This window comes from Pseudomonas sp. GW822-FHT04C11, from assembly GCF_058800905.1.
Map to the genome: position 1 here is coordinate 164,296 of NZ_JBXAMS010000001.1, position 26,321 is coordinate 190,616.

The 26,321-nt window shown below is 57.5% G+C and carries 23 protein-coding genes and 1 pseudogene; 2 read left to right on the forward strand and 22 right to left on the reverse strand.

Translation table 11 applies throughout. From position 1 onward, the window contains the following. Window positions 1-120: 120 nt before the first annotated feature. From AC1RJ3_RS00795 to AC1RJ3_RS00820, 6 genes are read right to left on the reverse strand one after another with little or no spacing between them, the layout of a single operon-like run. Window positions 121-1,800: an ApeI family dehydratase gene (locus AC1RJ3_RS00795; RefSeq protein ID WP_347928693.1), complete on the reverse strand. Its 1,680-nt coding sequence runs from the start codon at window positions 1,798-1,800 to the stop codon at window positions 121-123. Next, window positions 1,797-2,342: a COG4648 family protein gene (locus AC1RJ3_RS00800; protein WP_054595265.1), complete on the reverse strand. Its 546-nt coding sequence runs from the start codon at window positions 2,340-2,342 to the stop codon at window positions 1,797-1,799. The genes AC1RJ3_RS00795 and AC1RJ3_RS00800 overlap by 4 nt, the downstream gene beginning before the upstream one ends. After that, window positions 2,339-2,593, reverse strand: coding sequence for an acyl carrier protein (locus tag AC1RJ3_RS00805; protein ID WP_054595266.1), 255 nt, complete (start codon window positions 2,591-2,593; stop codon window positions 2,339-2,341). Before AC1RJ3_RS00805 ends, AC1RJ3_RS00800 begins: the two co-directional genes overlap by 4 nt. 9 nt (window positions 2,594-2,602) lie before the next feature. Beyond that, complete coding sequence (locus tag AC1RJ3_RS00810; RefSeq protein ID WP_054595267.1) at window positions 2,603-2,863, reverse strand: phosphopantetheine-binding protein; 261 nt, start codon at window positions 2,861-2,863, stop codon at window positions 2,603-2,605. Next, the gene (locus tag AC1RJ3_RS00815) at window positions 2,844-3,653 is read right to left on the reverse strand and encodes a lysophospholipid acyltransferase family protein (protein ID WP_054595268.1); all 810 of its coding nucleotides are present in this window, start codon (window positions 3,651-3,653) and stop codon (window positions 2,844-2,846) included. The genes AC1RJ3_RS00810 and AC1RJ3_RS00815 overlap by 20 nt, the downstream gene beginning before the upstream one ends. Then, window positions 3,629-4,348: a beta-ketoacyl synthase chain length factor gene (locus tag AC1RJ3_RS00820; RefSeq protein WP_054595269.1), complete on the reverse strand. Its 720-nt coding sequence runs from the start codon at window positions 4,346-4,348 to the stop codon at window positions 3,629-3,631. The genes AC1RJ3_RS00815 and AC1RJ3_RS00820 overlap by 25 nt, the downstream gene beginning before the upstream one ends. 359 nt (window positions 4,349-4,707) lie before the next feature. Between AC1RJ3_RS00820 and AC1RJ3_RS00825 the strand changes: the two genes are divergently transcribed. After that, window positions 4,708-5,478, forward strand: a complete 771-nt coding sequence (locus AC1RJ3_RS00825) for a ParA family protein (protein WP_054595270.1) — start codon at window positions 4,708-4,710, stop codon at window positions 5,476-5,478. Window positions 5,479-5,668: 190 nt separating this feature from the next. Here AC1RJ3_RS00825 and trxC read toward each other — a convergent pair whose 3' ends face one another. From trxC to AC1RJ3_RS00875, 10 genes are all read right to left on the reverse strand, one after another. After that, entirely contained in the window at window positions 5,669-6,103 is a 435-nt protein-coding gene (trxC, locus tag AC1RJ3_RS00830) for a thioredoxin TrxC (RefSeq protein ID WP_054595271.1), read from the reverse strand. A gap of 313 nt (window positions 6,104-6,416) precedes the next feature. Then, window positions 6,417-6,743, reverse strand: a complete 327-nt coding sequence (locus AC1RJ3_RS00835) for a DUF6124 family protein (protein WP_493076991.1) — start codon at window positions 6,741-6,743, stop codon at window positions 6,417-6,419. 235 nt (window positions 6,744-6,978) lie between these two features. Next, on the reverse strand, window positions 6,979-7,743 hold the full coding sequence (locus AC1RJ3_RS00840) for a hypothetical protein (protein ID WP_493076993.1): 765 nt from the start codon (window positions 7,741-7,743) through the stop codon (window positions 6,979-6,981). Between the two features lie 255 nt (window positions 7,744-7,998). Next, window positions 7,999-8,742, reverse strand: a complete 744-nt coding sequence (locus tag AC1RJ3_RS00845) for a hypothetical protein (protein ID WP_493076995.1) — start codon at window positions 8,740-8,742, stop codon at window positions 7,999-8,001. 128 nt (window positions 8,743-8,870) lie between these two features. Next, on the reverse strand, window positions 8,871-9,614 hold the full coding sequence (locus AC1RJ3_RS00850; protein ID WP_493076997.1) for a hypothetical protein: 744 nt from the start codon (window positions 9,612-9,614) through the stop codon (window positions 8,871-8,873). 20 nt (window positions 9,615-9,634) lie between these two features. Further along, on the reverse strand, window positions 9,635-13,093 hold the full coding sequence (locus tag AC1RJ3_RS00855) for a T6SS effector BTH_I2691 family protein (protein WP_493076999.1): 3,459 nt from the start codon (window positions 13,091-13,093) through the stop codon (window positions 9,635-9,637). After that, window positions 13,093-13,971 (reverse strand): DUF4123 domain-containing protein, encoded by an 879-nt coding sequence (locus AC1RJ3_RS00860; protein WP_347928700.1) that lies wholly within the window; start codon window positions 13,969-13,971, stop codon window positions 13,093-13,095. Before AC1RJ3_RS00860 ends, AC1RJ3_RS00855 begins: the two co-directional genes overlap by 1 nt. Further along, complete coding sequence (locus AC1RJ3_RS00865; protein WP_493077001.1) at window positions 13,968-16,022, reverse strand: type VI secretion system Vgr family protein; 2,055 nt, start codon at window positions 16,020-16,022, stop codon at window positions 13,968-13,970. Before AC1RJ3_RS00865 ends, AC1RJ3_RS00860 begins: the two co-directional genes overlap by 4 nt. A gap of 133 nt (window positions 16,023-16,155) precedes the next feature. After that, entirely contained in the window at window positions 16,156-16,674 is a 519-nt protein-coding gene (locus tag AC1RJ3_RS00870; RefSeq protein WP_054595278.1) for an Hcp family type VI secretion system effector, read from the reverse strand. 353 nt (window positions 16,675-17,027) lie between these two features. Then, on the reverse strand, window positions 17,028-17,546 hold the full coding sequence (locus AC1RJ3_RS00875) for an Hcp family type VI secretion system effector (protein ID WP_054595279.1): 519 nt from the start codon (window positions 17,544-17,546) through the stop codon (window positions 17,028-17,030). 123 nt (window positions 17,547-17,669) lie between these two features. Here AC1RJ3_RS00875 and AC1RJ3_RS00880 point away from each other — a divergent pair, with 123 nt between their 5' ends. Further along, window positions 17,670-17,843, forward strand: a complete 174-nt coding sequence (locus tag AC1RJ3_RS00880) for a hypothetical protein (protein ID WP_347928702.1) — start codon at window positions 17,670-17,672, stop codon at window positions 17,841-17,843. A 53-nt stretch (window positions 17,844-17,896) separates the two neighbouring features. On the opposite strand, the pseudogene AC1RJ3_RS00885 reads toward AC1RJ3_RS00880, so the two are convergent. From AC1RJ3_RS00885 to AC1RJ3_RS00910, 6 genes and pseudogenes are all read right to left on the reverse strand, one after another. Beyond that, window positions 17,897-18,118, reverse strand: a pseudogene (locus AC1RJ3_RS00885) (hypothetical protein); the annotation flags it as partial. Between the two features lie 25 nt (window positions 18,119-18,143). Continuing rightward, complete coding sequence (locus tag AC1RJ3_RS00890) at window positions 18,144-18,782, reverse strand: hypothetical protein (RefSeq protein ID WP_146039820.1); 639 nt, start codon at window positions 18,780-18,782, stop codon at window positions 18,144-18,146. 335 nt (window positions 18,783-19,117) lie between these two features. Then, window positions 19,118-19,477 (reverse strand): DUF7716 domain-containing protein, encoded by a 360-nt coding sequence (locus AC1RJ3_RS00895; protein WP_103317200.1) that lies wholly within the window; start codon window positions 19,475-19,477, stop codon window positions 19,118-19,120. 61 nt (window positions 19,478-19,538) lie between these two features. After that, window positions 19,539-21,002, reverse strand: a complete 1,464-nt coding sequence (gene selO / locus AC1RJ3_RS00900) for a protein adenylyltransferase SelO (protein WP_103317202.1) — start codon at window positions 21,000-21,002, stop codon at window positions 19,539-19,541. Between the two features lie 58 nt (window positions 21,003-21,060). Beyond that, window positions 21,061-24,408, reverse strand: coding sequence for a mechanosensitive channel MscK (gene mscK, locus AC1RJ3_RS00905; RefSeq protein WP_347928704.1), 3,348 nt, complete (start codon window positions 24,406-24,408; stop codon window positions 21,061-21,063). A 34-nt stretch (window positions 24,409-24,442) separates the two neighbouring features. After that, a complete protein-coding gene (locus AC1RJ3_RS00910; protein ID WP_103317206.1) occupies window positions 24,443-26,185 on the reverse strand; it encodes a potassium/proton antiporter in 1,743 nt (580 codons plus the stop codon). Window positions 26,186-26,321: the final 136 nt, after the last annotated feature.

Consider the following 26,321-nt stretch of genomic DNA (forward strand, 5'->3'; position numbering starts at 1 on the left):
GCGCTCGCAATCAATCCTGCGGACGAAACCTGGCAGGCCGCATTGGAGGGTTTTGGGGCTGTTGCGCCCGAGCGCGGACCGACCCGCGGGAGCAAGCTCCCTCGCCACAGATGCATAACTTTAGACATCTGCGGCCTCCAGTAAAATTCGTCCACTGGAGCAGGTAGCCGTCTCATTGCGATAGGCGAAATACAATTTGCTGCGCAATGGGTCGAAGCGCAGATGCAGCTGGATTTCATCGCCGGGGCGCACCAGTTGCTGGAACTTCAGCACTTCCATGCCGGCAAACTTTATCGGCAGCTCCATCAGCTGCCGACCCAGGTTCAGCGCCCATTCGACTTGCACCACGCCCGGCAATACAGGCGTTTGCGGGAAGTGGCCGCTGAAGTAGGCAAGGTCCGGCGGCACCGCCAGTTGCAGGCTCCACTCGCCATCGGCTTCGACCTGTTCCAATACATGCGGCGCCTTTGGACGGGGCGCCAGCAGCAGGGCTTCAACGTCGGCTTGCGGCAGTTTGCCCTGGGCGTTCAGCGGCAGTTGACGCAACAAGCGCCAGCGGCGCGGCAGGGCCAGGGTTTCGCAATGTTGACTCAAGTGCTGACGCAGTTCCTGGGTCAGGGTACGCCGGCCTTGGTTGCGCAACGCGTGCAGACCCTGTTCGCTCAGCACCAGCAAGGCTCCCAGCGAGGCCCGGTTCTCCTGAACCACGCCGAGGCGCGCTTCGGCGACCCAGTCGTGAGCCATCAGCGCCTGTTCCAGCATCGGCAGCGAGATACGTTTTTCTTCCAGCTTGACGATCCGGTCCAGCCGTCCAAGCAGTTCGAAACGACCGTCGGCGGCGATGTGCGCGGCGTCGGCGGTATGTTCAACGTGGTCGACCGGCAAGTACGGCGAGGCGATGAGCAGGGCCCCGTCACTGTCCTGACTCAGCACGACATCGGCAAAGGGTTGCCAGAGATCGTCGCCCTGACGCCAGGCAATGCCACCGGTTTCCGAGCTGCCGAGAATCTCCGTCGGCCATTGTTGCAGGCGTGCGTGCAAGCGTTGCGCCGCCTCGGCCGGCAACGCGCCACCGGAAGAAAACACTCGGCGGACTGCGCTCAAGGCCGGCCAATCGAGGTTGTCGCCCATGCGCTTGAGCAGCGCCGGGCTGGCAACCCAGGCGAAGGCTGGATGTTCGCGACTGGTGCGCTGCAGGTCTTCCGGGAACGCCAATTGCCGGCGTACGAACGGACGCCCGGCGCACAGCGGCCACAGCACCCGAAACAGCAATCCATAGATGTGCTGGGTGCCGACGCTGCCGATGATGCAGGCGTTGCCCAGGTCCGCGCCCCACAAGTGCTCCAGCGCCTGAACTTCATTGGCCAGTTGCCGCAGGGTTTTCTCGATGCGCTTGGGTTCGCCGCTGGAGCCGGATGTGCACAGGCTCAGGTGGCAGTGATCGAGATCCAGTTCGGCGGCAGCCAGCGGCGCCTGCTGGAAGTCAGTCAGCTGTGCGTCGTCTGCCAGATCGGTCAGCCACAGATCGACCGCCGTCGACCAGCGCAGACGGGTTTGGGGTTGCAGATCGGCAGGCAGCAGCACGCTGACCCCGGCACGCCAGGCGCCGAGCAGGGCAATCGCCAGTTGCGCGGCATCTTCCAGGTGCACGGCAATACGCGTCACACCTTGTGCTTGCAGGCCAGCGGCGAGGCGCAGGGCCTGCTCGCACAGGTCGGCGTGATTGAGCGCTGGATCCGCCGTGACGGCGCGCGCAGGTAGTGCCTTGAGCAACAGTTGCTCAAGTTTTATCCAATTCATGGGTGGCCTCGTACCCGTTGTCGTATGAGCCATTCAATGGCAAACAGCAAACCCATTAACCCGTAGGAGATCAGGCCGGTGTACAACATCCACCAACTCAACGGCGCCCAGAGAGTCAGGGCGGCCGCGAGCAAACCGTTACAGAGGAAAAACACACTCCAGGCGATCGTCACCTGGCGGGTATAAACAATGGCCTTGTCCGGCAGATGCGGTTCGCGCAAACGCGCCAGCCGCTCGATCATCGGTTGCCCGAACTTCAGGCTCAGGCCAAACAACGCCAGCATGAAACCGCTCATCAGCACCGGGTACCAGCGCAGCAACACAGGGCTGTCGAACAGCGCCAGCAGCAGGCAAAAAGCAATGGCAACCACCGCCATCCAGACGCTGCCGGGGCGTCGCTCGCCCAGCAGCGCACGGGCCAGCCACAATCCGCCCAGCAACAGACCGAACTGCCACGGGGCAAAATGTTCCATGCCGAAATACACCGCAAAGGGGTACAGCAGGCCCGCCAGCAGCAGGCCGAGGCCGATCAGTCGGCTCATGCGGCCGGTTGAACCAGACGGTAGACCGCCTCGACCACGTCGCCGACGGTACGCACCGACTTGAACTCTTCGGCGGCGATTTTCTTGCCGGTCTGGCGTTTGATGTGATCGATCAGGTCGACGGCATCAATGCTGTCGATTTCCAGGTCCTGATACAGGTTGGCGTCCAGGGTCACGCGTTCGGGTTCCAGCTCAAAGAGTTCGACCAGGGCATCACGCAGGGTGTTGAAGATGTCGTCACGAGTTTGCATGGTCCGGTCTCAAGCTGCCTGTTTTGCAGTGACGAACGCCGCAAGGCTCGCCACGTTGGTGAAGTGACCACGGGTGTCATTGGCATCGGCGTCGATTTTGATGCCGTACTTTTTCTGGATCGCCAGGCCGAGCTCCAGCGCGTCGACCGAGTCCAGGCCCAGGCCTTCGCCGAATAGCGTCTGCTCGTCGCCGATGTCCTGCACGCCGATGTCTTCGAGGCCAAGGGCGTCAATGATCAACAGTTTTATCTCAAGCTTCAGATCGCTCATCTTCGGCGAGCTCCTTAATAAAGTAATGGTGAAAATAATCGTTGAGCTTGCGCGAGGCCTGAGGTGCAGGGCCCAGCGCTGCGAAGGCCTGTGGGTCTATATCGGCCCCGACACGGAAACTGAAGTGCACGCGACGTTTGGGGATCCGATACCAAGGCTCGGCCTTGGTCAGGGTCGTGGGGCTGACCTTGATGACCACCGGGGTGACGATTCTCGCACCGCGCAGGGCGATTGCTGCCGCGCCCCGATGAAAGGCCGGCGGTTGGCCGGGTTGGGTGCGGGTGCCTTCGGGAAAGATGATCAGGGTCTGGTCGCTTTTCAGCGCGTCGGCAGCAGCGTCGAGCATGTCCATGCTGCCGTCGTTGCTGATGTACCCGGTGCGGCGTAGCGGGCCGCGAGTGAAAGGATTTTCCCAGAGGCTTTTCTTGACCACGCAGTTGGCATGGGGCACCAGGCCGATCAGGAACACGACATCGATCAACGAGGGATGATTGGCAATGATCATCTGTCCCGGACGGCCGAGTTTTTCCGCACCCTGGATGTCGTAGGTCAGCACGCCTGTGCGGGCCATGAACCGGACAAAGGAGCGGAATATCCGGCTGACAATATGCCGCGTTCGTTGTCGATGGGCCTGGGCATCGCCCGGCAGGCAGCCGAGCACCGGGAGAATCACCAGCCGCAGGCACAGCCCGCCCAACCCGAAGAGGGTGAAACTCAAGGCAGTGGCCAGCAGGCGCCAGTAATAGGCGTCGCGGTTTTTATCGGTTACTGGTTGCGTTGCCAGGTCCATACACGATTTTTCCAGGCATGTTGGCAGGTGGTCTGCTGGCCGAGCAGGGTACTCAACAGATTCAGCGCATGGGGCCAATGGGGTTTGGACAACGTATCCGAGGTGCTGTTCAGAGACAGCTGCCACTGATTTCCGGGTGTGATCAACAGGCCGACCGCATACGGGAACGGCACATCGTCGATCCAGGTCGAGTAGGCTTGCGGCGGTTGCTCTTCGGTGATCACCAGCAATACCGCCGGCGCGCCTTCCTCAAGCAACGCGGCGGCCTCTAGCATGCCGTGTTCAAGGCCATCGCCGGCCGCCGCGAGGGCGGTCATCTCGCTGGTTTCGCCGCGCATGATCGACCACAGGCCGATGACGGCGTTGTGCACCGACAGACTGAACTGAGTCGGCGACAGCGGCTGATCGGCGGCCAGGTCGTTGAGAATCTCGAAGGTGCGCGGAGTTTCGCCGTGACGAGAAATGAAGACCAACGGTAGCTGTTCGTGACCCTCGGCCAACGGCCAGCCGACACTAAAGGCCATCCGCGCCAGACGGCTGAGTCGCCGACGCTGCATGGCCGGCAAAAACGATACGTCGGGGGCGGCATCGCTGTTCTCGAGCACGACCGGTTGTCGGCTCCAGGCTTGCCAATCGTCCACGCTTTCGAGCCCAGGGGCCCAAGCGCGCCATTGGGCGATATTGAATTTGATCACTGAAAATTCATCCCGCCCCTGCGGGCTTCCTTGACGCGGTGAGTCGATTGACCGGCGACTGACCCGGCATGACGCTACCGCCGAGTGGCGCGCATTATCCCGGTGCGGCGGGCTTTCAGCAAATACTGGCCCCATTTTGTTCGGTGTGCCATGCCGTTTATCCGCGAAAAAGCTGTCGTTTTGCCATTATTCGGTTTTTTACAGACGTGTCTGTCAGTTGATTCATCACTCAAAGGGCGAAGTCGGTCGTTTTTTTGCCGAGATTGCAGCTGACCGTGCAGTCTGACTGCCAACGAGGTAGCGAAGCTGCGGTGTCGGCAACTACACTCGGTCATTCTTTGATACACGGAGGTTTTGACATGCGGCGTGTGGTGTTCAATCAGAAAGGTGGCGTGGGCAAATCCAGTATTGCCTGCAATCTGGCGGCGGTCAGCGCCAGCGAAGGCTATCGCACGCTGCTGGTGGATCTCGATGCCCAGGCCAACTCCACTCAGTACCTGACGGGTTTGACCGGCAACGACATCCCGATGGGCATCGCCGACTTCTTCAAACAGACCTTGTCATCCGGGCCGTTCTCGAAGAAAAACCAGGTCGATATCTACGAAACCCCGTTCGACAACCTGCATGTGGTCACTGCCACCGCCGAGCTGGCCGACTTGCAGCCCAAGCTCGAGGCCAAACACAAGATCAACAAACTGCGCAAACTGCTCGACGAACTGGCCGAAGACTACGACCGGATCTACCTCGACACTCCGCCAGCGTTGAACTTCTACGCGGTGTCGGCGTTAATCGCCGCCGATCGTGTGCTGATTCCCTTCGACTGCGACAGCTTCTCCCGTCAGGCGCTGTACGGCCTGCTGGCGGAAATCGAAGAGTTGAAGGAAGACCACAACGAAGAGCTGCAAGTCGAAGGCATCGTGGTCAACCAGTTCCAGGCCCGCGCGAGCCTGCCGCAGCAGATGCTCGACGAACTGATCGCCGAAGGCCTGCCGGTGCTACCGGTGTACCTGGGCAGCTCGGTGCGCATGCGCGAATCCCACCAGGCCAACATGCCACTGATCCACCTCGACCCCCGGCACAAACTGACCCAGCAGTTCGTCGAACTGCACAACCTGCTGGAAAACACCTGACAGCCGCCCACTGAACACGGTCCCCTGTGGCGAGGGTACTTGCTCCCGTTGGGCCGCGAAGCGGCCCTAAAATCTGACATTGCGGTTTGTCTATTAAGTCTCAATCGTCGACGTTACGACTGCTTCGCAGCCGAGCGGGGGCAAGCCCCCTCGCCACAAAGTTCTGAGCTGAGCCTTCTACTTCAGGTCATCAAACTCCCTGACTACGCAACCAGCTCATCAACTGCGGCAACGGAAACGCCCCGCTCTGACGCGCCACCTCCCGACCGTTCTTGAACAGAATCAAACTCGGAATCGAACGAATCCCCAGCTGCGCCGACAACTGCTGATTCGCCTCGCTGTCGAGCTTCGCCAACCGACACTTGCCCGCCAACTGCCCCGCCGCCTGCTCGAACACCGGCGCAAACGACTTGCACGGCCCACACCAATCCGCCCACACATCCACCAGCAACGGCAGATCACCCTTGATCTGACTGGCGTAATCGCCTTGCGTCAGCTCGAAGGGTTTGTTCAGCAGGACTTCGGCTTTGCAGCGCCCGCACTTGGGATGATCGCCCAGGCGCTCGGCGGGGATGCGGTTGAGGCCGTTGCAGTGGGGGCAGGGGATCAACAGGGGTTCAGACATGAAGGGGCTCCAGAAAGTGGGCAATGCAACCAATCTGGAGCCGAGGCCGTGGATTATCAAGGTGTGCAGGCGAGTGCAAAAAAATGGGCGACCCCAAGGTCGCCCGATGACGTTCAGCATGTCGCAGCCATCGCCAGGGCGAATGTTTCCAGCAGTTGGGTGGCGCTGCGGATGCGGAAGGCCACTGTTTCGCGCAGCACGTCGAGCGGGGCTTCGGTGACGATCAGCGGGGAAGGGACGTTGCAGTTCAGGCCGGTGATAGGTATCTATCGAGACTTGGGGAACTCTCCATTCGATAAAACAGCGCGGCCCGTCAATGGACGGCGGACGGATTGAGCCGGCTGCCCGCCGAATCGGGCAGGTCGAGGTTCTCCAGCGCTCTGTTCACTAGCAACTCGCCCAACACGATCATCTGCTGAATGCCCAGCGCCACGTTGCGGTGCGCGCCTTCAAGCTCAAAGGCCAGGTCGGTGGTCATCGCGTTCAGCGAGGCCAGGATTTCGCTGGCGTGGATTAGCAGGGTTTCGGTGTCGATGTTGGGGGTGACGGTGAAGATGGGGCTCGGACGTTGGGTCTGGTTTGGAGTGTCGAGGGAATCGGTGGCGGTGAGGCTGAGTGGTTTGAGGGTGATCTTTTTCATGGTGAAGCTCCCTGAGCTATGGAGCCGCATAGCGGCATTTGCATGCCTTGATACTGTTCAGTCTGTCAAAACTGGTCGCTGATTATGTGGCGACTTGTGAAGACTATCTGCGTGGTCGATTTGGGACAAGTTCATCCAAGGCGCTACAGCGTGCGGGAAATGTCCTAGGACGGTTTCTTTTTGGGGGTGTCCCGAAAATAAATCCGTGGCCCTTTCTTGTCCCTGATGAGTGAATCTAAAAACTCATGTCAGCTTCAATGTTCTCTTCATAAGTAGAGAGCAATTTCATAATGCTTTCGTTGCCGGAATATTTCTCTTTCAACTGCTTCAGTTTTTGGTCTGTGCCCTTGCAGTATTTGTTGATATCGCTGATGACACGGTTGAGGTTGCCCGGGTCGGCGGGGTCCGGCTCAGGGATATCGCCGCGTAGAGAGTCACAGTTATCTCTACTTTCGATGTAGCTGGATACGTCGGTCGGTACGGAGCGGTGCTTTTCCGTTTCGCAAGAATTAGAATTTGGCTCTATGCCGTATCCAAGGTTTAAGTATAAGTGACCGTTCAATATTCCATTTTTTCTTGAGAAAAGATGGATGCCTTCTTGGCTTAAACAGGTGCTGATTATTGTCCGTTGACCCTTAACCTCAACCGCTGTGGCGCCATTTTCATTTGCGTTTTTGCCAACTACAGCTATGCCGATAAAAGGTTCTTTATATTGAATGTCGAGCCCGTAGGCGTGCATGTCGGACTCGTTGAGCAGATCGATTACATCGCCCGGTTGCCGTTTTTCTCCATTTGACTTTGTTAACTTGCAGCAAGCAGCGGTTCCGTTGGTTTTAGGGAACTGGACTGAAATGGCTTCGCCGATTGCAATTTCCTGAGTGGTATATAAATAGGTCTTCTTGTCCGGATCATTTTTAATGAATCCAAATCCGATATTTTGGGCAGGCGCTGATGTTGAAAAAATGCTTAAAATGATGAGTAGAACGTGTTTAATGTCCATCTGGTGACCAATGTGGTGGGTCGGAAAAAGTTTTTTAACTCCATAATGTAGCACCTATGGGGTTTAAGTCGCTTAAGTTTTTAATAAAAATAGAGGCGCCAGAAGCATCTATTATTGTTTTTCACGGAAAAAGGGGGCGGATTTATTTTAGTTGAGTGTCCCGAGAATAAATCCGTGGCGCCCCTTTCTTGGGGTGATTTGCGCGAGGCGGTTGGCGGTAGCAAAAGTGGTTGTATGTACCACGCATACCAAACGTTAGTCAGTGCTAAGTGGTACATTAACTTTGGCTTTGATAAGCGGTGCGCTCGGAGATAAATAAGGTTTGATGATCTTGGCTACGTTTTCTTTTTGCTTGCGCTTGCAAAAAATATTCTGACTCCAAGTTACAATTCCGTTGTCATACATGGTGTACTTTAAGTCCACAACATCTCTATTGGTTGCAATGGCCAGCTGTGTGAAATCCTTCCATTCGTATGTCAGATGATGGTATTGGGTCTGCATTTTTTGGTAGCTCCTCGAGTTCGCCATCGAGAGATACATCAAGCCTATCCCGCCCGGACCTATCAGTGCACCAATCAGGAATGCTGGATCAATGGCCGCCAGGAAGACGAAAATAATCGCCGTAATCCCAGCAAGCCACTTCAAAAACGTCAATGCCCATTTAGGGAAATCCTTCCACTCGCAGCACTCCACTCCGGATTGAGTAAAGCGATAGGCAAAATTCATTCGCTGGTGGGTCATGCACGAAATCGTAAATGACATGAGTACATAAAAAAATACGCACGACAAGGTCCGCCAAGGTTGATTCAGGTCGTGGTATGCGGAATACAAAAACATAGAAAGGCCAAATAACACTAAGGACATAAATGCAAACATGCAATTAGCTACAAGCGTATTGTAATTGCGTGCCCGAATCGTCCATCCCAACAGTTCTGGTTCGTCGGCATATTTCCATTGGAGTTGCGACGGCAGCTCAAGTGCTTTGTCAAAATTGAACATCGTAGGGCTCATTGATTCATTCAGTTAGGGACGGCCTGCTTCAAGGTCAGAAAAGCAGAAAAGGGGATTATTTGCGCGAGGCGGTTGTCGGTAATAAAAGTGGTTGTATGCACCACACATACCAAACGTTAGTCAGTGCTAAGTGGTACATTAACTTTGGCTTTGATAAACGGTACACTCGGAGATAAATAAGGTTTGATGAGTTTGGCTACGTTTTCTTTTTGCTTGCGCTTGCAAAAAATATTCTGACTCCAAGTTACAATTCCGTTGTCATACATGGTGTACTTTAAGTCCACAACGTCTCTATTGGTTGCAATGGCCAGCTGTGTGAAATCCTTCCATTCGTATGTCAGATGATGGTATTGGGTCTGCATTTTTTGGTAGCTCCTCGAGTTCGCCATCGAGAGATACATCAAGCCTATCCCTCCCGGACCTATCAGTGCACCAATCAGGAATGCTGGATCAATGGCCGCCAGGAAGACGAAAATAATCGCCGTAATCCCAGCAAGCCACTTCAAAAACGTCAATGCCCATTTAGGGAAATCCTTCCACTCGCAGCACTCCACTCCGGATTGAGTAAAGCGATAGGCAAAATTCATTCGCTGGTGGGTCATGGAGAAAGTTGTAAATAACATGAGCGTGTAAAAAAAAACGCAAGACAGTGTGCGCCAAGGTTGACTCATGCCCTCATATACCGAGTACATGATGAATGAGCCTCCCAGTATTAGTGCGGCCATAAATGTAAACATGCAATTAGCCACAAACGTATTGTAATTGCGTGCCCGAATCGTCCACCCCAACAACTCTGATTCGGCGGCATACTTCCAATGGAGTTGCGGCGGCAGATCAAGTGCTTTGTCAAAATTGAACATTGTAGGGCTCATTGATCCATTCAGTTAGGGACGGCCAGCTTCAACAGCTGGGTGCTTTTTTGGGCCAGTACGATGTCGTCCTTTAGCTCACCGCTAAAGGCATTGTTGGCTCGGTCAGCTTCACTCGCAGCCCACTCAAGCGCCAATCGAAACATATAGCCGCGTCCGTCAGTGCGCTGAAGCACTCCGGCCGGATACTTGACCTCCAATTCAAGGATCGGACTGTCTGTCGAGGTGTCGATCCACACTTGCCAAAGACGGTGCTGTTCGGTGCTGGTATAACTGAAGTCAGCCGGGCTGGTTTTACTGCCGGCACCGTCTGGCAACTGTCCGAGCAGCTTCGGGTCTACCCAGTTTCCGTTGAGAAACTGGTCGTAAAAGCTACTTTTTGTGGTTTGCAGTTCATCTTTAGAAAAATAATTCTTTTCGATCATCGCCGGTTGCAAGGTCACCTCTTTGCCCGCCAACCCGTTGGGCACCTGGACCTGCACCCAGAAGCCCAACCATTTTCTTGGGGTACTGCCGCCGCCGTAATACAAGGCTCTGCCCACGACGCTCGGTCGTTGCAGGGTCTCCAGCAGGGCCTGCATCTGTTTTGGATGGCCCTCTTCACCTAACCATTCAGGTGTTGCCCCGCGTCCCCAGCTGCAACGGTACAGCCATAGACGCAGTCCCTCGCGCTTGTAGCGGTTGGCGGCCATGGTGATCATCAAATAGGCGATTCCGAGGACTGCCACAATGATCGTCACCGGAGTGGACATCACCCAGGCAAAGCTAAACCAACGGCCGAGGACTGCGCCAACTAGTTGGGTCGTGGCAACAAAAGACATCCCGAAAACCACACCAAACTTCATCCACAGCAGCGTTTTTTCTTCCTCACTGGTGGCGCCGCCGGCGTCTTGGGAAATCTGCCAAGCCTCAAGCCCGGTCGCAGTGACTCCCAATACTGCCCACGTCACAGTGCGCAATATCAGGCCTTTCGAAGCCGCTGCAAACTCGTGAGCAATTGCTGATTCGCCAGTCTTTCTCGCAGCAATAGCGTCAGACCATTCGGTGTATCCTGCTTGTGCAAGGGTCAGTGTCCTCCTACCTAGCTGCGTAGACATCTCTCCCGCACGACTCCACGCCGGCCCGACCCACAGCGCCGCAATAGCATTGGCAGCGTAGGCGGCGTTAGCACCCACAGTGCGCCATTCATCGGCAGAAAACTTACCGTCGTTTTGCGCTTGTTTGGCACTGCTATAGACATTCCACAGGTTCAAACCGACCACCAGGGCGGGCAGGGCATTGCCCAGGTTCTGGCCCATCCAGGCTTGGGTGCGTGTCAGATACTCCTGGGTGCCTGCAATTTTCAGTTGCGCCATCACCTCGGTTTGTCCCAGGTCGGCGAGCCAACTGTTGATTTGCGGTATGCCGACACGCAGACGAGTGCTGCCAGACGCTTTGGCGACGATCTGATTGGGGCGTTTCAAGAGCAGGTTTTTCAATTGCTCTTCATGGGATTGCAGAGAGAGGCGCGCTGAGCGTTGATCGTAAGCCGCACCGGGACGGCGCAACACTCCTTTGTCGCCCGTTATTTTATTCTTCACGGTTACGACCTCCAGCAGCCAGGCCTGGTAGTCGCGCTGGTAGGTCGGGTTGAAGGTCAGTTGGGTGGCGCTGGAAATTTCGGTGGAAATCAACACCTGGGGCGCGGCGAGAGTCAGCGCCGCTTGTTGTTTCATCGCCGGTAACAGCAGAGTGCTCAGCCCATGCCAGGCGTCCCTGGCCTGGTTGTTGGCGACCTTGATCAGGGTGGTCATGGCTTGCTTGGCGGCACTGCTCATGGCCTTGTAGAGCTTGCTGTTCTGGACGACCTCCAGGTCGAAGACCGCTTTGATTTCACCGGTGCGGGTGCCAATGTTCGTGGCATCGCCCGAGGAGGTCGGAGCCAACGCGGGTGAGCTGCCGTCGCCTTCACTGCCCTGGTCATCAAGCTTGCCGGTAGTGCTGAAGTTGTGCGTCACCTTCTTTATCAAAGTGGCGACTTCCGGGTTGAAGTTGAACAGCGCCATGCTGAACAGTGTGCTCGGTTGCCTGGCCTGTTTGCACAACCACTTTTGCCCGTTCTCCCCATTGCCCAGTGCCGTGTAAATAGCGTGGGCGGTCTCCAGAAGCAGACTGGCTTGGTCTTCATTGCAGGTATCGTGGTAGACCGCCTCAGCGCTGGGGCTGAGTTGGTCGAGCCAGGTGATCAGATCACGCTCGCTGCGTTGACAATGGTCGTGGAGCCGTTGTGCCTCGGTGGTGGTCTGGCTCAGGTACTTCTGTGCTTCGTCAAAGCGCACGTCCTCGCGCCAAAAACGTTTGGCGTTCCATTCTTCAAGGGCTTTTTTCCATTTGTTTTGATCGGGCAGTTGCCCCCATTTAGCCTTGAATGGGGTTTCGGCGGCAGCGACTGTCGATGTGGCTCCCATCTCCACCATTCCAGCTTGATCGGCAGGTACCAGGTCTTTGCCCCGTTCGACTTCATCATTGGTTTTCAGAAGTGTGTACAGGTCATCGGTATAGGCTTGCCGCTGAATCGGGTCTTTGATCGAGGGCGGAATAAAAGGATCGGCATCGAACCCACACAAATTCTGCACGGCAAACGCACTTTGCAGTTTGTGTTGATGCAGGGCTTCGAATTGACTGTGTTCCATGAGCCGACCGATCAGGTTCATGTTCAGGTCATCGACCATCGCCAGTGGATCATCCAAAGCGACGAAGAGGGCAGTATCCTGTGCTGGAACTTTGCCGCGTACCAGGGCTTCTTCAAAGGCCGGCTTGAACGGAGCGCCAGTGTCTGTTGCTTTGGTCGGCAAAAGGGTGCTGGTGAAGGTCGAGGCTTTTTTGCCCGAAACCAGAATATCCGCGACACTTTTACCAAGCTCTGTGATCGCGTCACCGTGGGCGACTTTCCCGCTGCCGCAAAACGCTGGCAGATCAATCTTACGCATCCATTGGGTTTGTTCGGTGGCACTGTTGCGCATCAACTCGCACATGCGCCAGGTCCATTGCACAGGCGAGTAAGCGATACGCAATTGGCTACGTCGCGGATAGAGCAGGTACGGGTGCGTCTCGCCCGGGTTGTTGCGCACGTCCTTGTTCAGCTGGCTGTCGGTCCATTTGTGACGAGTGAACTGTTCGGCTTTTATCTGGTACTCATGAAAGGTCTTGTCGATACTGTTCCACACATAGAGCCAACCGTCGCGCAATTGGCGCAGGGTATAACTGCGTGTTTTCAGCTCTGGCGGTTTGCTTGACCAGTTTTTTGGCAGTGGATGTGGCCCTTGGCTGCTGCCCTTTTTTATCGGGGACTCGTCCAAAGCATAACGCACCGGAAATATAGCCACTTCCCCCTGCATCAGTGGACATTGGCCTTTCCCCATGGGGGTGTTGGTAAACTCTTGGTTACGTCTAGCCTGTTTCAGTTGGGCTTCTGTTGCGGGCTGAGTCATCACACTTCCTTGATCATTTCGACGTCCAGGCAATCGTCATCCATCTGCTGGATACGCAACTCGGGTGAAAGCTTCAGCGCCTTGGGTGTACGGGCCAACCAGTGCTGGTAGGGGGTGTTGGGGTGTAGCGTAAATCCTTCGCCCCAACGCAAAGTGTATTCGACCCAGATCGCGAGGCTGCGTTCGCTCGACAGCCCCCAGGCATCGGCTTCATCCAACCGCTTATTGAACCACTGAGTCCGGGTACTGGTATCCAGTTGTGCCAGGAGCTGAGGATGGCGCCGCTCGAAACTCTGGTTTAGCCGTTCCATGAAGCGCCAACGGGCAGCCTGGTCCAGCGCACTCAGCTGTATTTCTCCCAATTGAGCGTAGGCATCAACCCACTCAGGGGGAGATGCTGCACGAAAAATGCTTCGCCATTCGGATGACCCCGCAAGCTCCCAGGAGTGCTGGTTTTCGGGCACGTGCCAGGCTTCTATCGGGCCAAGCATTGCATCCAAGTGCGCACCTTGATAGCTACCTAACCAATAACGTGCCACCAATGGGTCGGCAAAACGCAGCAGAGCGTTGCTGCCAAGTACATCCGGCGGAGCAATGAAGCGCCGCAAATGGCCCGCTACGATATTCATCGGCGCGAGACTGTACAAAAGGCTGGAGTCTGCCGGTTGAATAGCGTTTTGGAGCGTCTCGCTGATCAAGTCGGATGAGCCTCGAAGCGATACCAATATCGGACCCAGGTCATGCAGCTCTTGCCATCGCGTTCCGATGTACAGCGGCTCAATCTCCAACGGTTCACTGCGCTGGTAGAGATGGGTAATCGCGTCGGGCCGTAATACACCATCAATCAGCAAGAAATTGGCCTGGGAAACATTGTTCACGTAGCGTTCTCCTTCGCCGCTGGCTCCTTGGCCGCTTGCTCACAGATCTCACAGCGTGGGGTGCCGCGCATCAGCGCCTGCCGTTGCGCCGGCACCAGCAACTGCCCAGCCTTGTCCGCATCCGCCTGCTTCAACGGCCCCGGCAATATCGGCGCAGCTCCCGTCCCACTGCCCGGACTGCCGCCGCTGTTCATATTGATCGCCGGCCCGCTGAGGGTCACGCCGCCGGCGTCGATCTTGATGAAGCTGCCGCCGCCCTTGAGGGTCAGTTCGCTGCCGGCTTCGAGCACCACTTTCAGGCCGCTGCTGAGGTGGATTTCCTGACCGGCTTCGATGAATTGGCCGGTGCCGATTTTGATGTGCTGGTTCACGCCGACGGTCAGGTGGTCATTGGCGCGGGTTTCGACTTTGCGGTCTTTGTGGACGGTGTGGTGTTCTTCGGCCTTGAACTCGCTATAGCTGTTGGCCTCGACGGTGTCGTGGCGTTCGTTGCCGACGCGGATTTTCTGGTCGTGCTCGATGTTTTCATCCCAGTCGCGCTGGGCGTGCAGGAAGATCTGTTCCTGGCCTTTCTTGTCTTCGATGCGCAGCTCGTTGTAGCCACCGCCACCGGGTGAGCTGAGGCTCTTGAAAGTACTGCGGGTTTTGTTCGCTGGCAGGTCGTAGGGGACGACGTTTTCCTTGTGGTACAGGCAGCCGCTGATCAGCGGCTGGTCGGGGTCGCCTTCGAGGAAGGTGACCAGCACTTCCATGCCGATCCGCGGGATGGCGATGCCGCCGTAGTGGGCGCCGGCCCAGGCGGACGAGACGCGCAGCCAGCAGCTGGTCTTGTCGTCGGCCGCACCGATGCGGTCCCAGTGAAATTGCACTTTCACCCGACCGTACTGGTCGCAGTGGATTTCTTCACCTTTGGGGCCGGTGACCACCGCGCTCTGGCTGCCAAGGATGCGCGGTTTCGGGTGCATCAGCGGCGGACGGTTGGGCACGTCCCACGGCGTGGCCTGAAAGCGGTTTCGGTAGCCCTGGTGGAAGTCGTCCTTGAGGTCGGTGGTGTCGCTGGTCACCGACTCTTCGAGCACCTGTGGCTGCTTGCCTTCGTGAAGGATTTCAGTGAGCAGCCAGAGATCGTTCCATTTGGCTTTGGGGTGCTGACTCAGGGCGAGGAAATGCCCGCTGACCAGCAGCGGCTGATCGCTTTTGCCTTCGGCCAGTTGGTAGTCGCTGCGGTGCCGTTCAAGGTTTCGCTTGGCCAGGTGCTTGCCACGTTCGCGGTCGATAAAGCGGCCTGGATAGTCGTAGTCTTCGAGGTCCGGTTTGGCGTCGCCACGGGACTCGCTTTCGAGGGTGATGCGCGGCTTTTCGAAGTCGTAGTCGCGGCGCGTGGTACGGCTGGTGCGGGTTTCCAGGCGCAGGTCGAAGCGCTTGATCACCGGGTCGTTGGCGAGCATGCCGGAGTCTTGCTGGTAGGCCACGGGCGCGAGTTTCGGGAACACCGTCTGGTCATCGCCGAACACCAGCTTGTGGGCGGTGGTGCTGTGCTGGAAGTGGTAGTGGATACCTTCTTCCTCGCACAGGCGCTGGATGAAATGCAGGTCCGATTCATCGTACTGAACGCAATACACGCGCTCGGGATAAATCGCCCCGACTTTGAATTCGTAGGCATTGCTTTGGATGCCGTGCTCTTCGAGGACCTGGCCGATGATTTTCGGCACGCTGAGGTTCTGGAAGATGCGTTGGTTGATGCGGTGCGCAAGGTAAGACAGCTGGGGGCGCAGGGTCACCGAGTAGCGGGTCAGGCGTTTACCGGTATCGCCTTGGGCCACGCGATAGATCTGCCCATGAATGCCCGTGCCGTTTTGCGAGAGCTGCAAAAACGCCGGTTTATGCAACAGGCTTTCGAGGTCCAGGGACGGGTTTTCGCTGACCAGTTCGACGTCGAACTGAAATGGCTGACTGATGGCTTCTCGACCAGTGAGGGCAAGTACCTGGAAATCGTTCGCCAGACCTTCTACGGTCAGGGCGAAGTGAGTCTGGTTGGCCGGCGCGAACATCCGATGTTCCTCGTGCAGTGCTGCAGCATCCATCAAGCCCTGAGTGGGCGATCAACGAAGGCAAGAATTCTTGGGTGGCACAAACAACATCGACCAGCAGCGCTGGCCGATGTTTTGTAACGGTCGGCCAGACTTAGCCAGCGACCGGGGAACGCCAGTCATCGGAACCCGAAGTACCGGAGACTTCGTGGGTCCAGGTGATTTTGCGGTAGGTGAACTCTACGTCTTCCAGGTGAGTGAAGTGCGAGTTCGCCGGGTCTTGGCAGTTGTGCATGTAGTCTTTGATGTCGACGATGATCGCGTCTTCAAGCTTGGTGGTGAAGTAGTGTTCCTGGGTGCCGGCAGCCGAAGTGCGGTACCACTGGATGGTGATTTCGGTCAGGCGCTCGCCGGAAGTCAGCGCAGCCAGCAGCAGTGGCGAGGACTTGTCGAAAACCTTGGTGATTTTCACTGGCTTGTGCACGCGCTGGCCGGTGGGTTGGCCGGACTGCGGGTCACGCGGGATGATCACTTCGTGGTTGAAACCCTGAACCATGACCTGGTCTTCGTGACCTTCCTGGTAGGTGTTGCCAACCGAATCAGCGGTGAATGCACCGGCAGTGATAAGGCCTTGTTTGGTGCCAGTGATGGACATATACGCTGGTGTAGCCATGGATGCTCTCCTTGCTGAATAAATGAGGGTGCCCGGGAGGCGAGATCGCCCGGTGGGTACTCCTTACAGATCAAGCTTCGTGCCATGTAGTACATTTCGTATATAAATCAATGATATATGCGTTGTCAGTGTCGGGCTTGTCCGGTTTTTCTGTAGGAAGAGTCGCTAATGTGCGCAAGAAGTTGCGCAGTGCTGCGCAACTTCTTGCGCACTTGGCTACAGGCCTTGTGCGGCTGGGCCTGGAGCAGGATGGGGTGGTGTTTTTCGGAAGGTGAGTGCGCAACTTCTTGCGCACTTTGGTTTTTGGATGCCATTAGCAACGCTGGTCGCTGCAACGAATCGGTGGTGCAGCCTTAGCCTGCGATTGGAACACGCCAGTCATCAGAACCGGATGTATTGGAGATGACATGCTCCCATGTGATTTTGCGGTAGCTGAAGTACACATCTTCCAGGTGAGTGAAGTGCGCGTTGCCAGGGTCCTGGCAATTGGGCATGTGCGACTGGATCTCTACGATGATGGCGTCTTCGAGGGTGGTGGTGAAGTAGAGCTCCTGAGTACCGAGAGTTGAGGTTCGGTACCACTCGATGTGGCATTCGGTCATTTGCTCGCCGCTGGTCAGGGCCGCGAAAAGCAGTGGTGAGGACCTGTCGAAGATTTTGGTGATCATCAGGGGTTTGTGAACGCGTTGACCGGTTGGCTGTCCGGACTGCGGGTCGCGAGGGATGATGACCTGGTGACTGAATGCTTGAACCAGAATCTGATCTTGATGGGCGTCCTGATAGACATTCCCTACCGAGTCTCGAGTGAGGTTGCCCTCAGTGATGAATCCTTGCGTGGCGCCTGATAGGGACAGATATGCGGGTGTTGGCATGAATGCTTTCCTTGCCTGATCAATCGAAGGTATCCGGGAGAGGAAAATCGCCCGATGCACACCTGATAGTGATCAAGCTTCATGCCACTTAAATTTAATCTATAAAAATCAATAAGCTATAGTTTGTCTAAAGCTGATATCGATAAATTTTCAAGAAAAGTGCGCAAGTTCTTGCGCACCACAGCGCAAGAACTTGCGCAGTGCCTTGAAAGCCATACAGGCGATGCTGCGAGTCTGATCAAAAGCTGGTTATCCACAGGCATGCTGCGCAAGTTCTTGCGCATCATGGCCATGTGACTGCCTGTAGTGCCGACTTCAGAACGGCGATAGAAACCTTTATCTGACCGCCCTCAAGACGAACAGCTGATCTCCAGATGCTTGCCCCACTCAGGCGGGCGCTCGGCCCAGGCATCGAAACCCTTGATGTCGACGAAGTCGTCGCGCAAGCGGGCGACGGCAAGTTCGGCGGCTTGATCGCCCAAACGGCGGTAAAACGGGCTGTAGTCGACGCTGCTGTTTTGCATCAGTTGCAGCAGGTTTTCGACCAGTTGCTGGTCGTCTTCTTCGCCAGTGGCGCTGTCAGGATCGCGCGCAGAGTTAGTGAGCCTGCTCGAACAGGGCATTGCTTGGCAGTAACGAACTCAGTGTCTTCAGGTAGCTCTCCAGCAGGTGTTCTGGCAGATAAACCTCGAACATGTCATTGCGGTCAGCCTGATAGGCGATAACCCGGTTATTTTGGCGGTCGATTAGCACGCGTTGACAGGTGCTCCAGGGTGCCGAGATTTTCGAGCGCGTGTTGAGGTCCAATCCCAACCAAGAGCGTGGACCTATCAGGGTCACTGCGACGGGCAGTGCGAGCAACCAGGTCAGTGGCGGGTTGTCGAGTATCAGAACAAAACTCAGTAGAGGGACGCCGATCTGCAGCAGTTCAAGGATCCGGCCTGCATGGTTCGGGACGGCCAAATGCTGCAGGCACCAACCATTACCGGTGTGGATGCTGTAGTGATAGGTGATTTTGCGGTGAACCACCATGGTCCACAGGTAACCGGTGATGAACAGCCAGGCCGCGCCAAAGCCAGTGCTGAACAGCACGGACTTTGCCTCACCGCCGGGTGCGCTGAAGTGCTCTTCATAGAGGCCGTATGTCAGGGAGATGACTCCGAACAGCACCAACAACGCCATCGTGATATCCCATGCACCGGTCGGCCGTGTTTGAACGTTGATCGACCAGCTCATGAGCGCGGGCTCAGTCGAGTCCGATTCTTGTGCAAGGAAGTCGTTTTTGCCGCCATTGCTCATCACTCCGATACCTCGTCTTGGTTAGAAAGGGGCATCGTTGCAGCAATGGGCGTTTGAGCGTCTTCGGCATGAGGCCGACGTTGGCGAATCCGCCGTAACATGTTGATGCCGTAAGCAATGCATAGCCCGCCACTGGCGTAAGCCACGAAACCACTTGAATTTGAAGCGATACGCCCAAATGCTGCCAATGAAAATCGCCAGTGACAGCACTTGGAGCAGCATGATGCCGATAGACAGCAATCCTTGCACGGGAACGTCCTTGTCGCGTGTTGTTACGGGGTGGCAGGAGGGGGGCAGTAAAAACTCATGAAGCAATCGTGCTCGGCGTAATACCTGATCGCCTTGAGCAACTCGACGTCTGTTACCGAGGGTTTGTGCTGCAGTGCACTCATCACCACATCTTCGAGCAAGTCGTCACTGAACCAGAACTCAAGACCCTGGCGGATGACAAAGTCCGGATAGATTTCTTCGTCGTTGTCGGTGATTTGCGGAAAGGCTTCGATCACGCACACGGTTTGCAAGGTGATGGTGCTGGAATCCTGAGTGCCATAGACACAGAAATGCAGGGTTTTTTCCTGTTGTCTGAGAAGCCCGATCAGTTCTCCGATGCTGAGATGCTGTTGGTAATGCATGGAACGTCCCTGTTCATTTTTCGAGTAAACATTTAACTGGCCGGTCGGTACTTGACGGGTTTCAAGACGAACAACTGATTTCCAAATGCTTGCCCCACTCCGGCGGCCGCTCTGCATAACTTTCCATCCCAGGTTGTTCCTCGAACGGTTTGCTCAGTACCGCGTGCAGACGGCGGACCTCGGCATAGTCGCCACTCTCCGCCGCATCGATGGCTTTCTGCGCCAGGTAATTGCGCAGGATGTAGAGCGGATTGACCGCGTGCATGCGGGCGCGGCGCTGTGCTTGATCGCTGTTACCGTCGCGGGCGACGCGTGCGCAGTAGCGCTCGGCCCAGGCATCGAAGCCCTTGATGTCGACGAAGTCGTCGCGCAAGCGGGCGACGGCAAGCTCGGCGGCTTGATCGCCCAGACGGCGGAAAAACAGGCTGTAGTCGACGCTGCTGTTTTGCATCAGTTGCAGCAGGTTTTCGACCAGTTGCTGGTCGTCTTCTTCGCCAGTGGTCAAGCCGAGTCGACGGCGCATCAGGTCCAGGTAATGAGCCTGATACAGCGGGAAGTACAGGCCGAGGGTTTCGCGCAGGGCTTCGACGCTGATGAATGGTGTCAGGGCCTGGGCCAGTGCGCTGAGGTTCCATTGGCCGATCGGCACTTGATTGCTGAACGAGTAGCGACCCTGATCATCGGAATGGTTACAGATGAAGTTGGCGTCAAAATCGTCGAGGAAGGCAAACGGACCGAAGTCGAAGGTGACGCCGAGGATCGACATATTGTCGGTGTTCATCACCCCGTGGCAGAAGCCATAGGCCTGCCATTTGGCGATCAGCTCGGCGTTGCGCTCGACGACTTCGCGGAACATCGCCAGGTACGGTTCCGGCTGTTCCAGGCACTCGGGGAAATGCATCGCCAACACGTGTTCGCCGAGGGCTTTCTGCTGTTCGGGGCGTTTGGTGTAGTAGAAATATTCGAAATGCCCGAAGCGCACATGGCTCGCTGCCAGGCGCAGGACCATGGCCGCGCGTTCCTGTTTCTCGCGCCAGACCGGGGTGTTCGAACCAATGACGCACAGTGCGCGGGTGGTCGGGATGCCCAGTGCGTGCAACGCTTCAGACGCCAGGAACTCACGAATCGATGAACGCAGCACCGCCCGGCCGTCGCCCATGCGCGAGTACGGCGTTTGCCCGGCACCCTTGAGGTGCAAGTCCCAGTGTTCGCCGGCCTCGTTGTAGACCTCGCCCAGCAGCAGCCCGCGACCATCGCCCAATTGTGGGTTGTAGGAACCGAACTGGTGCCCGGAATAGACCATCGCCCGCGGCTCGGCTTCTGCCCACAGCTTGTGACCACCGAACAGTTCGGCGAACACTGGCGTTTCGGCAACACTCGGGTCGAGGTCGAGCAGGGCCATGGCCGCCGGGCTGGCAACCACCAGTCGTGGTTCGCCGATGGGCTCAGGCAGTACATGAGTTGAGAGCGCGTCGCCCAGGCGGGCGAAGCGGTTGTCGAAGGTCAGTTCGTCGAGGGCTTTCAACGGCCATCTCCAGCAGAATGTCCGAGCATTCTGCTGGGGAATGGCGCGTGGCGTCCAGTCAGTCGAGTTGTACCGATGGCGGCTCGGGTGGGGTCTTGCCTGTATTTGGAGCCTTGGCGGGTTTGACTGCATCGCTGGTCAGCAACAGCTGTTCCTGGCCTGTCAGGTTTTTCAGGTGGATATCTACCTGACGGAAAGCGATGTTGATGTCGTGCTTCTTGAACTCGCTGTTGATGAACCGGTTGATTTCATCGAGTGCCGGGTTACGGTCGCCGAGGTCGCGCACGTGAATACGCAGCTCGTGATCCAGGGTGCTTTCACCAAAGTTCAGGAAGTACACCGAGGGCGCAGGGTCCTTCAGCACGCGCGGGTTTTCCATGGCCGCTCTGAGCAGCAGGGTACGTACCAGCTCCAGATCCGAATCGTAGCCGACGCCCAGCTTGAGGGTGACCCGGGTCACGGTGTCGGTCAGCGACCAGTTGATCAGTTGCCCGGTGATGAACGTCTTGTTCGGGACAATGATGTCCTTGCGGTCGAAGTCGGTGATGGTGGTGGCGCGGATGCGAATTTTGCTCACCGTGCCCGACAGGTTGCCGATGGTGATCGTGTCGCCGATCCGCACCGGGCGTTCGAACAGGATCATGATCCCGGAGATGAAGTTGGCGAAAATCTCCTGCATACCGAAACCCAGGCCGACCGAGAGTGCGGCCACCAGCCATTGCAGTTTGTCCCAGCTCACGCCGAGGGTCGACAGGGTGGAAACGAAACCCACACCGGCAATCACATAGGTCAGCAGGGTGGTCGTGGCGTAGGCACTGCCCTGGGCCAGATCGAGCTTGGACAGCACCAGCACCTCGAGCAACCCCGGCAGGTTTCGCGCCAGGGCTACGGTAATACCGATGATGATCAACGCCCCGAGCATGTCGCCGATGCTGATCGGCACCATGCTCATGTTGGCGCCGACACCGCTGGTGTATTCGTACAACGTGATGTTGTCGAGGTACGAGAACACCGAGATCAGGTCTTTCCAGACCCAATACAATGCAGCGATGAAGCCGCCGAGCAAGGCCAGGCGGATCAGGCGCAGCGACTGTTCGTTGACTTTCTCGATGTCCAGTGTCGGTTCTTCGACGACCGCTTCACCGTCGCCGGCTTCTTTGGCGGCCTGGCGTTTGGTCAGGGCGCGCTGGTAGGCCAGGCGCCGCGCCGCGACGGCCAGACCGCGCACAAAGGTGGCTTCGATGATCAGCCAGAACATCAGCAGGTACAGGGTGTTGATCAACCGGTCGCTGAGTTTCAGTGCGGTGTAGAAGTAGCCAAAGCACACGGCGATAAACAAGGCGATCGGCAGCACAGTGAATAGAACGCCGACAGCTTTGCGAAACAGGGAGGCGCTGTTATGGGTCGGACTGTTGATCAGCAGGCGGCTGAGCAGCCAGGCCATCAAGGCGTAGCAGGTCAGCACCACGGCGATGCCGATTACGTCGTCCGTCAGGGCCGCCGGTTGTAATTCGGCCACCGCCACCACGGCGACCAGCGCCAGTACGACCAGGCCAAGACGACGGATCCAGCCGCGGAGGAATTCCACCTGCGGTCTTTCCCAGCGAAAGTGCAGTTCTGCCACGCCACCCGGCGCAAGTATCCGGTACGCGGTATAGAACAGCAGCCACGCCTGGGCAATTTGCAACAGGGCGGCGCCGAGGTTGGCGTTTTGCCCGCGGGCGTCGATCTGCAAGGCGAAACCGCACAGCGCCAGGGCCAGTGACACCGGCATTGCCAGCAGCACGTTGATCAGGATCGCCTGTGGTGTGTGCCATTGACTGTCACGTTTGAAGTGACCGATGTCCTGGTGCACCTTGTTCAGTCGCGCATAGAGGTACTTGCGCCGCCAGACCAGGAAGCCGATCAGCAGCACCAGCGGCAGAAACAGCAGTGGTCGCTGGGTCAGGCCGTCGGCCAGCTCGCTCAGGCTCGAAGCCCACGGCAGAGTGACGACCTGTTTCTCCAGGCGGTCCGGCACGCCGCGCATCCATTCGAAATCCAGCGGCTTGTTGCTGGGAATCCAGAACATCTGTTCGTCGAGGGTCGCGCGCAGGTTCTGAGCGGTAGTGAGCAACTGTTTCTGGTTCAGTTGCAGGGTGATGGATTCGTTGAGCAGCGCACTCAGTTCGCGGCTCAGGCGCTCCAGCAGGTCGGCGCGGGTGACAGCCAGGTCCAACAGGTTCTTGCGCAGTTGCGGGGTGACCTGATCGGGTGGCTGGCTCGCCAGCAAGTTATCCACATAGGCGCCGGGCGTGCTGATCAGTTCGCGTTGTTGATTGACCTCGAACTGGTACAGGCGAATGTCGGCGATGTCATTGGCCAGGTCCCGATCAAGCTTGAGGCGGGGCAAGGCCTGCTTTTGTTTGTAGAGGATCTTGGACAGCAACAGACTGCCCTTGAGCACGCTGATCTGCTCGTCCAGCGCGGCGTCGCTTTGGGTCACGCTGTCGAGTTGTTGCTTGGTCTGCAGGTTCTGCTGGGTCAGTTCGTTGAGACGGTCGGTGCTTTTGAGCAGGTAGTCGGAGAGCTTGAGATTGGCGGCGCTTTCGGTGGCCAGCAGATTGCTGCCGCCAGCCTTTTGCGCTTCGATCGATTGCTGGGTCACCGTCTGTTGAGACTGGGCCAGGCGCTTTTGGTTGATCAGGGTTTGCAGGTCCTGGATCTCCCGCTCCATCCGTGCGGTTTTTTCCAGCAGCAAGTCATGTTGGCTGCTGCCCAGGTCCTGCAGTTGACTGTTGCCAGCCAGTTCCTGACGACGCAGCGGGATCAGCGCATTCAACGCTGCCAGCTCGGCGTTGAGGGTGTCGCGTTGTTCATTCGTCAGGGCTTTGCCGTTGTCTCTGCCCAGCTTGAGGATGCTGTTGATTTGCAGGATGCGTGTCTGGCTGGTGCTGATCTCGGCCTGGGCGCGCTCGGGGCGGGTCTGGGCGGTGATGATCAGGCTGTTGGCATCGGCCAGGGCTTTTTGCAGATCGCTTTGCTGGGTGCTGCGTTCAGTCAGCATCTGCTCGAGTTGTGGCACCGACAGGTTGGCGTAACGTTGCTCGACCGGTACGGCTTTGCTGGCCTTGAGGCGCTCCAGCTCACGCTGGTTTTCGATGTTCTGCTTGGGGGCCGTGCTCAGTTGCTGCTTGAGGTTGTCCAGACGCTTTTCATAATCGTCGCGGTTGGACAACTGGGTCAGCGTCTGTTGCAGCACCAGTTGCAGGGCTTTTTGATCGGCCTCGGGCAGCTTGCGCTCGGCGATCTTGTCCAGGCTCTTCTGGACAGACTCGGCGGACGGTGGTTCGGCCGCTTGCAGGGTGCCGACGGAGAGACTCAGCCCTAGCAGGGCAATAGCTAAAAATGTGCGCAAAGTTGGCATAGAGACCGATCGAAAACGTAACGAAAAAAGGAGTTTAGAGGAACAATCCGGGGCCCGGGCGACTTCCTTCGGGAAATCTGACGCCCACTTTGGCGATCTTGTTCCCATCCATGACTGCGACAGTCCAAATGGTGTTATTCCATTCCACCTGGTCGCCGACCACCGGGGCACCGCCGACTTTCTGGGTGATGAAACGACCCAGCGGCATGTCCGGATCGACCCCTTCGAGTTGCAGCCCGTACAGCGCTGAAACCGCGCCCAGCTGGGCGTCGCCTTCCAGAACGAAGTCGCCGAAGAAGCGCAAATCGAGACCTCGTTGGGGGGCCTGGCTGAAGAGTTTTCCGAGTGCCGGCAGGTTGTGTTCATGGCCGATTACGCAGAGCAAATCGCCGACTTCGAGTACCGTACTACCCGACGGGTGGAGCAGTTGCTGGCCACGAAACAGCGCCGCGATACGCGTGCCTTCGGGCATTTTCAGCTCGCGAAGCGCGGCGCCGATGCACCATTTCTCCGCGCCAAGGCGATAAACGAACAACTCCCACTCGCTGGTGACATGCACTTCGAGAGCAGCCCGGGAGATTGGCGCGGGTTCTGGCGGGACAGTCACCTTCAGCAGCTTGGCGACCCACGGCAGGCTGGTGCCCTGCACCAGCAGCGAAACCAGCACGATGAAGAACGCGAGGTTGAAATACAGCTGGGCATTCGGCAGCCCGGCCATCAACGGGAACACCGCCAGAATGATCGGTACCGCACCGCGCAGGCCAACCCAGGAGATAAAGGCCTTTTCGCGCCCATGGAAAGCCTTGAACGGCAGCAGGCCGACCAGCACCGACAGCGGACGCGCAAACAGAATCATCCACAGCGCCAGGCCGAGGGCGGGCAGGGCGATGGGCAACAAGTCGTGAGGTGTCACCAGCAGCCCCAGCACCAGGAACATACCAATTTGTGCCAGCCAGGCCATGCCGTCGAGCATGTGCAGAATGCCGTGGCGGCTGCGCACCGGACGGTTGCCGATCACCAGGCCGCACAGGTACACCGCAAGAAAGCCACTGCCGTGCAAGGCGTTGGTCAGGGCGAACACCACCAGACCGCCAGCGATCACCAGAATCGGGTACAGGCCGGCAGCCAGGTGGATTCGATTGACCATTTGCAGCATCAGCCAGCCACCGCTCAGACCGATGATCGCGCCGATACCGAACTCGCGGACCAGGTGCCCGAGCAGGCTCCAGTGCAGACCTGTCTGGCCGCTGGCGAGCATGTCGATCAGGGTCACGGTGAGAAACACCGCCATCGGGTCGTTGCTGCCGGATTCGATTTCCAGGCTGGCGGTCACCCGCTCGTTCAGGCCTTTGCCACCCAGCAGCGAGAACACCGCCGCGGCGTCGGTGGAGCCGACAATGGCACCGATCAGCAGGCCCTGGATCAGGTTCAGGTTGAACAACCAGGCGGCGGCCATGCCGGTCAGCACGGTGGTGATCAGCACCCCGACCGTGGCCAGTGACAACGCCGGCCACAATGCCACGCGGAAACTCGCGACCCGGGTGCGCAACCCGCCGTCGAGCAGGATCACGGCCAGCGCGAGGTTGCCGACCAGATAAGCGGTGGGGTAGTTATCGAAGATGATGCCGCCGCCGTCGACGCCGGCAGCCATGCCCACGGCCAGGATGATTACCAGAATCGGGATCCCGAGGCGGGACGAAAGTGAGCTCACCAGAATGCTCGCACCTACCAGCAACGCGCCGATCAAGAACAGGCTGTTGATGGTCGTCGCATTCAATGGCAGTACTCCAGAAAGCTAAAGGCGGGCGCAAACTGACCATGCAGTCTGCGTGCCAGCGATTCTAACCTGTTGAAATGTGATGCTGTCAAAAAGCTTTTGACGGCGCTCAACCACAGCCCCTTGGGTCGGGTGC

Coding starts and splice junctions, on each gene's coding strand:
- AC1RJ3_RS00865 (WP_493077001.1), bottom strand. CDS start 16,022: ATGTTCGCGCCGGCCAACCAGACTCACTTCGCCCTGACCGTAGAAGGT.
- AC1RJ3_RS00815 (WP_054595268.1), bottom strand. CDS start 3,653: ATGGACCTGGCAACGCAACCAGTAACCGATAAAAACCGCGACGCCTAT.
- AC1RJ3_RS00895 (WP_103317200.1), bottom strand. CDS start 19,477: ATGCATTACCAACAGCATCTCAGCATCGGAGAACTGATCGGGCTTCTC.
- AC1RJ3_RS00845 (WP_493076995.1), bottom strand. CDS start 8,742: ATGTTCAATTTTGACAAAGCACTTGAGCTGCCGTCGCAACTCCAATGG.
- AC1RJ3_RS00795 (WP_347928693.1), bottom strand. CDS start 1,800: ATGAATTGGATAAAACTTGAGCAACTGTTGCTCAAGGCACTACCTGCG.
- AC1RJ3_RS00875 (WP_054595279.1), bottom strand. CDS start 17,546: ATGCCAACACCCGCATATCTGTCCCTATCAGGCGCCACGCAAGGATTC.
- trxC (WP_054595271.1), bottom strand. CDS start 6,103: ATGTCTGAACCCCTGTTGATCCCCTGCCCCCACTGCAACGGCCTCAAC.
- AC1RJ3_RS00800 (WP_054595265.1), bottom strand. CDS start 2,342: ATGAGCCGACTGATCGGCCTCGGCCTGCTGCTGGCGGGCCTGCTGTAC.
- AC1RJ3_RS00805 (WP_054595266.1), bottom strand. CDS start 2,593: ATGCAAACTCGTGACGACATCTTCAACACCCTGCGTGATGCCCTGGTC.
- AC1RJ3_RS00890 (WP_146039820.1), bottom strand. CDS start 18,782: ATGAGCTGGTCGATCAACGTTCAAACACGGCCGACCGGTGCATGGGAT.
- AC1RJ3_RS00870 (WP_054595278.1), bottom strand. CDS start 16,674: ATGGCTACACCAGCGTATATGTCCATCACTGGCACCAAACAAGGCCTT.
- AC1RJ3_RS00825 (WP_054595270.1), top strand. CDS start 4,708: ATGCGGCGTGTGGTGTTCAATCAGAAAGGTGGCGTGGGCAAATCCAGT.
- AC1RJ3_RS00810 (WP_054595267.1), bottom strand. CDS start 2,863: ATGAGCGATCTGAAGCTTGAGATAAAACTGTTGATCATTGACGCCCTT.
- mscK (WP_347928704.1), bottom strand. CDS start 24,408: ATGCCAACTTTGCGCACATTTTTAGCTATTGCCCTGCTAGGGCTGAGT.
- AC1RJ3_RS00850 (WP_493076997.1), bottom strand. CDS start 9,614: ATGTTCAATTTTGACAAAGCACTTGATCTGCCGCCGCAACTCCATTGG.
- AC1RJ3_RS00835 (WP_493076991.1), bottom strand. CDS start 6,743: ATGAAAAAGATCACCCTCAAACCACTCAGCCTCACCGCCACCGATTCC.
- AC1RJ3_RS00855 (WP_493076999.1), bottom strand. CDS start 13,093: ATGACTCAGCCCGCAACAGAAGCCCAACTGAAACAGGCTAGACGTAAC.
- AC1RJ3_RS00840 (WP_493076993.1), bottom strand. CDS start 7,743: ATGGACATTAAACACGTTCTACTCATCATTTTAAGCATTTTTTCAACA.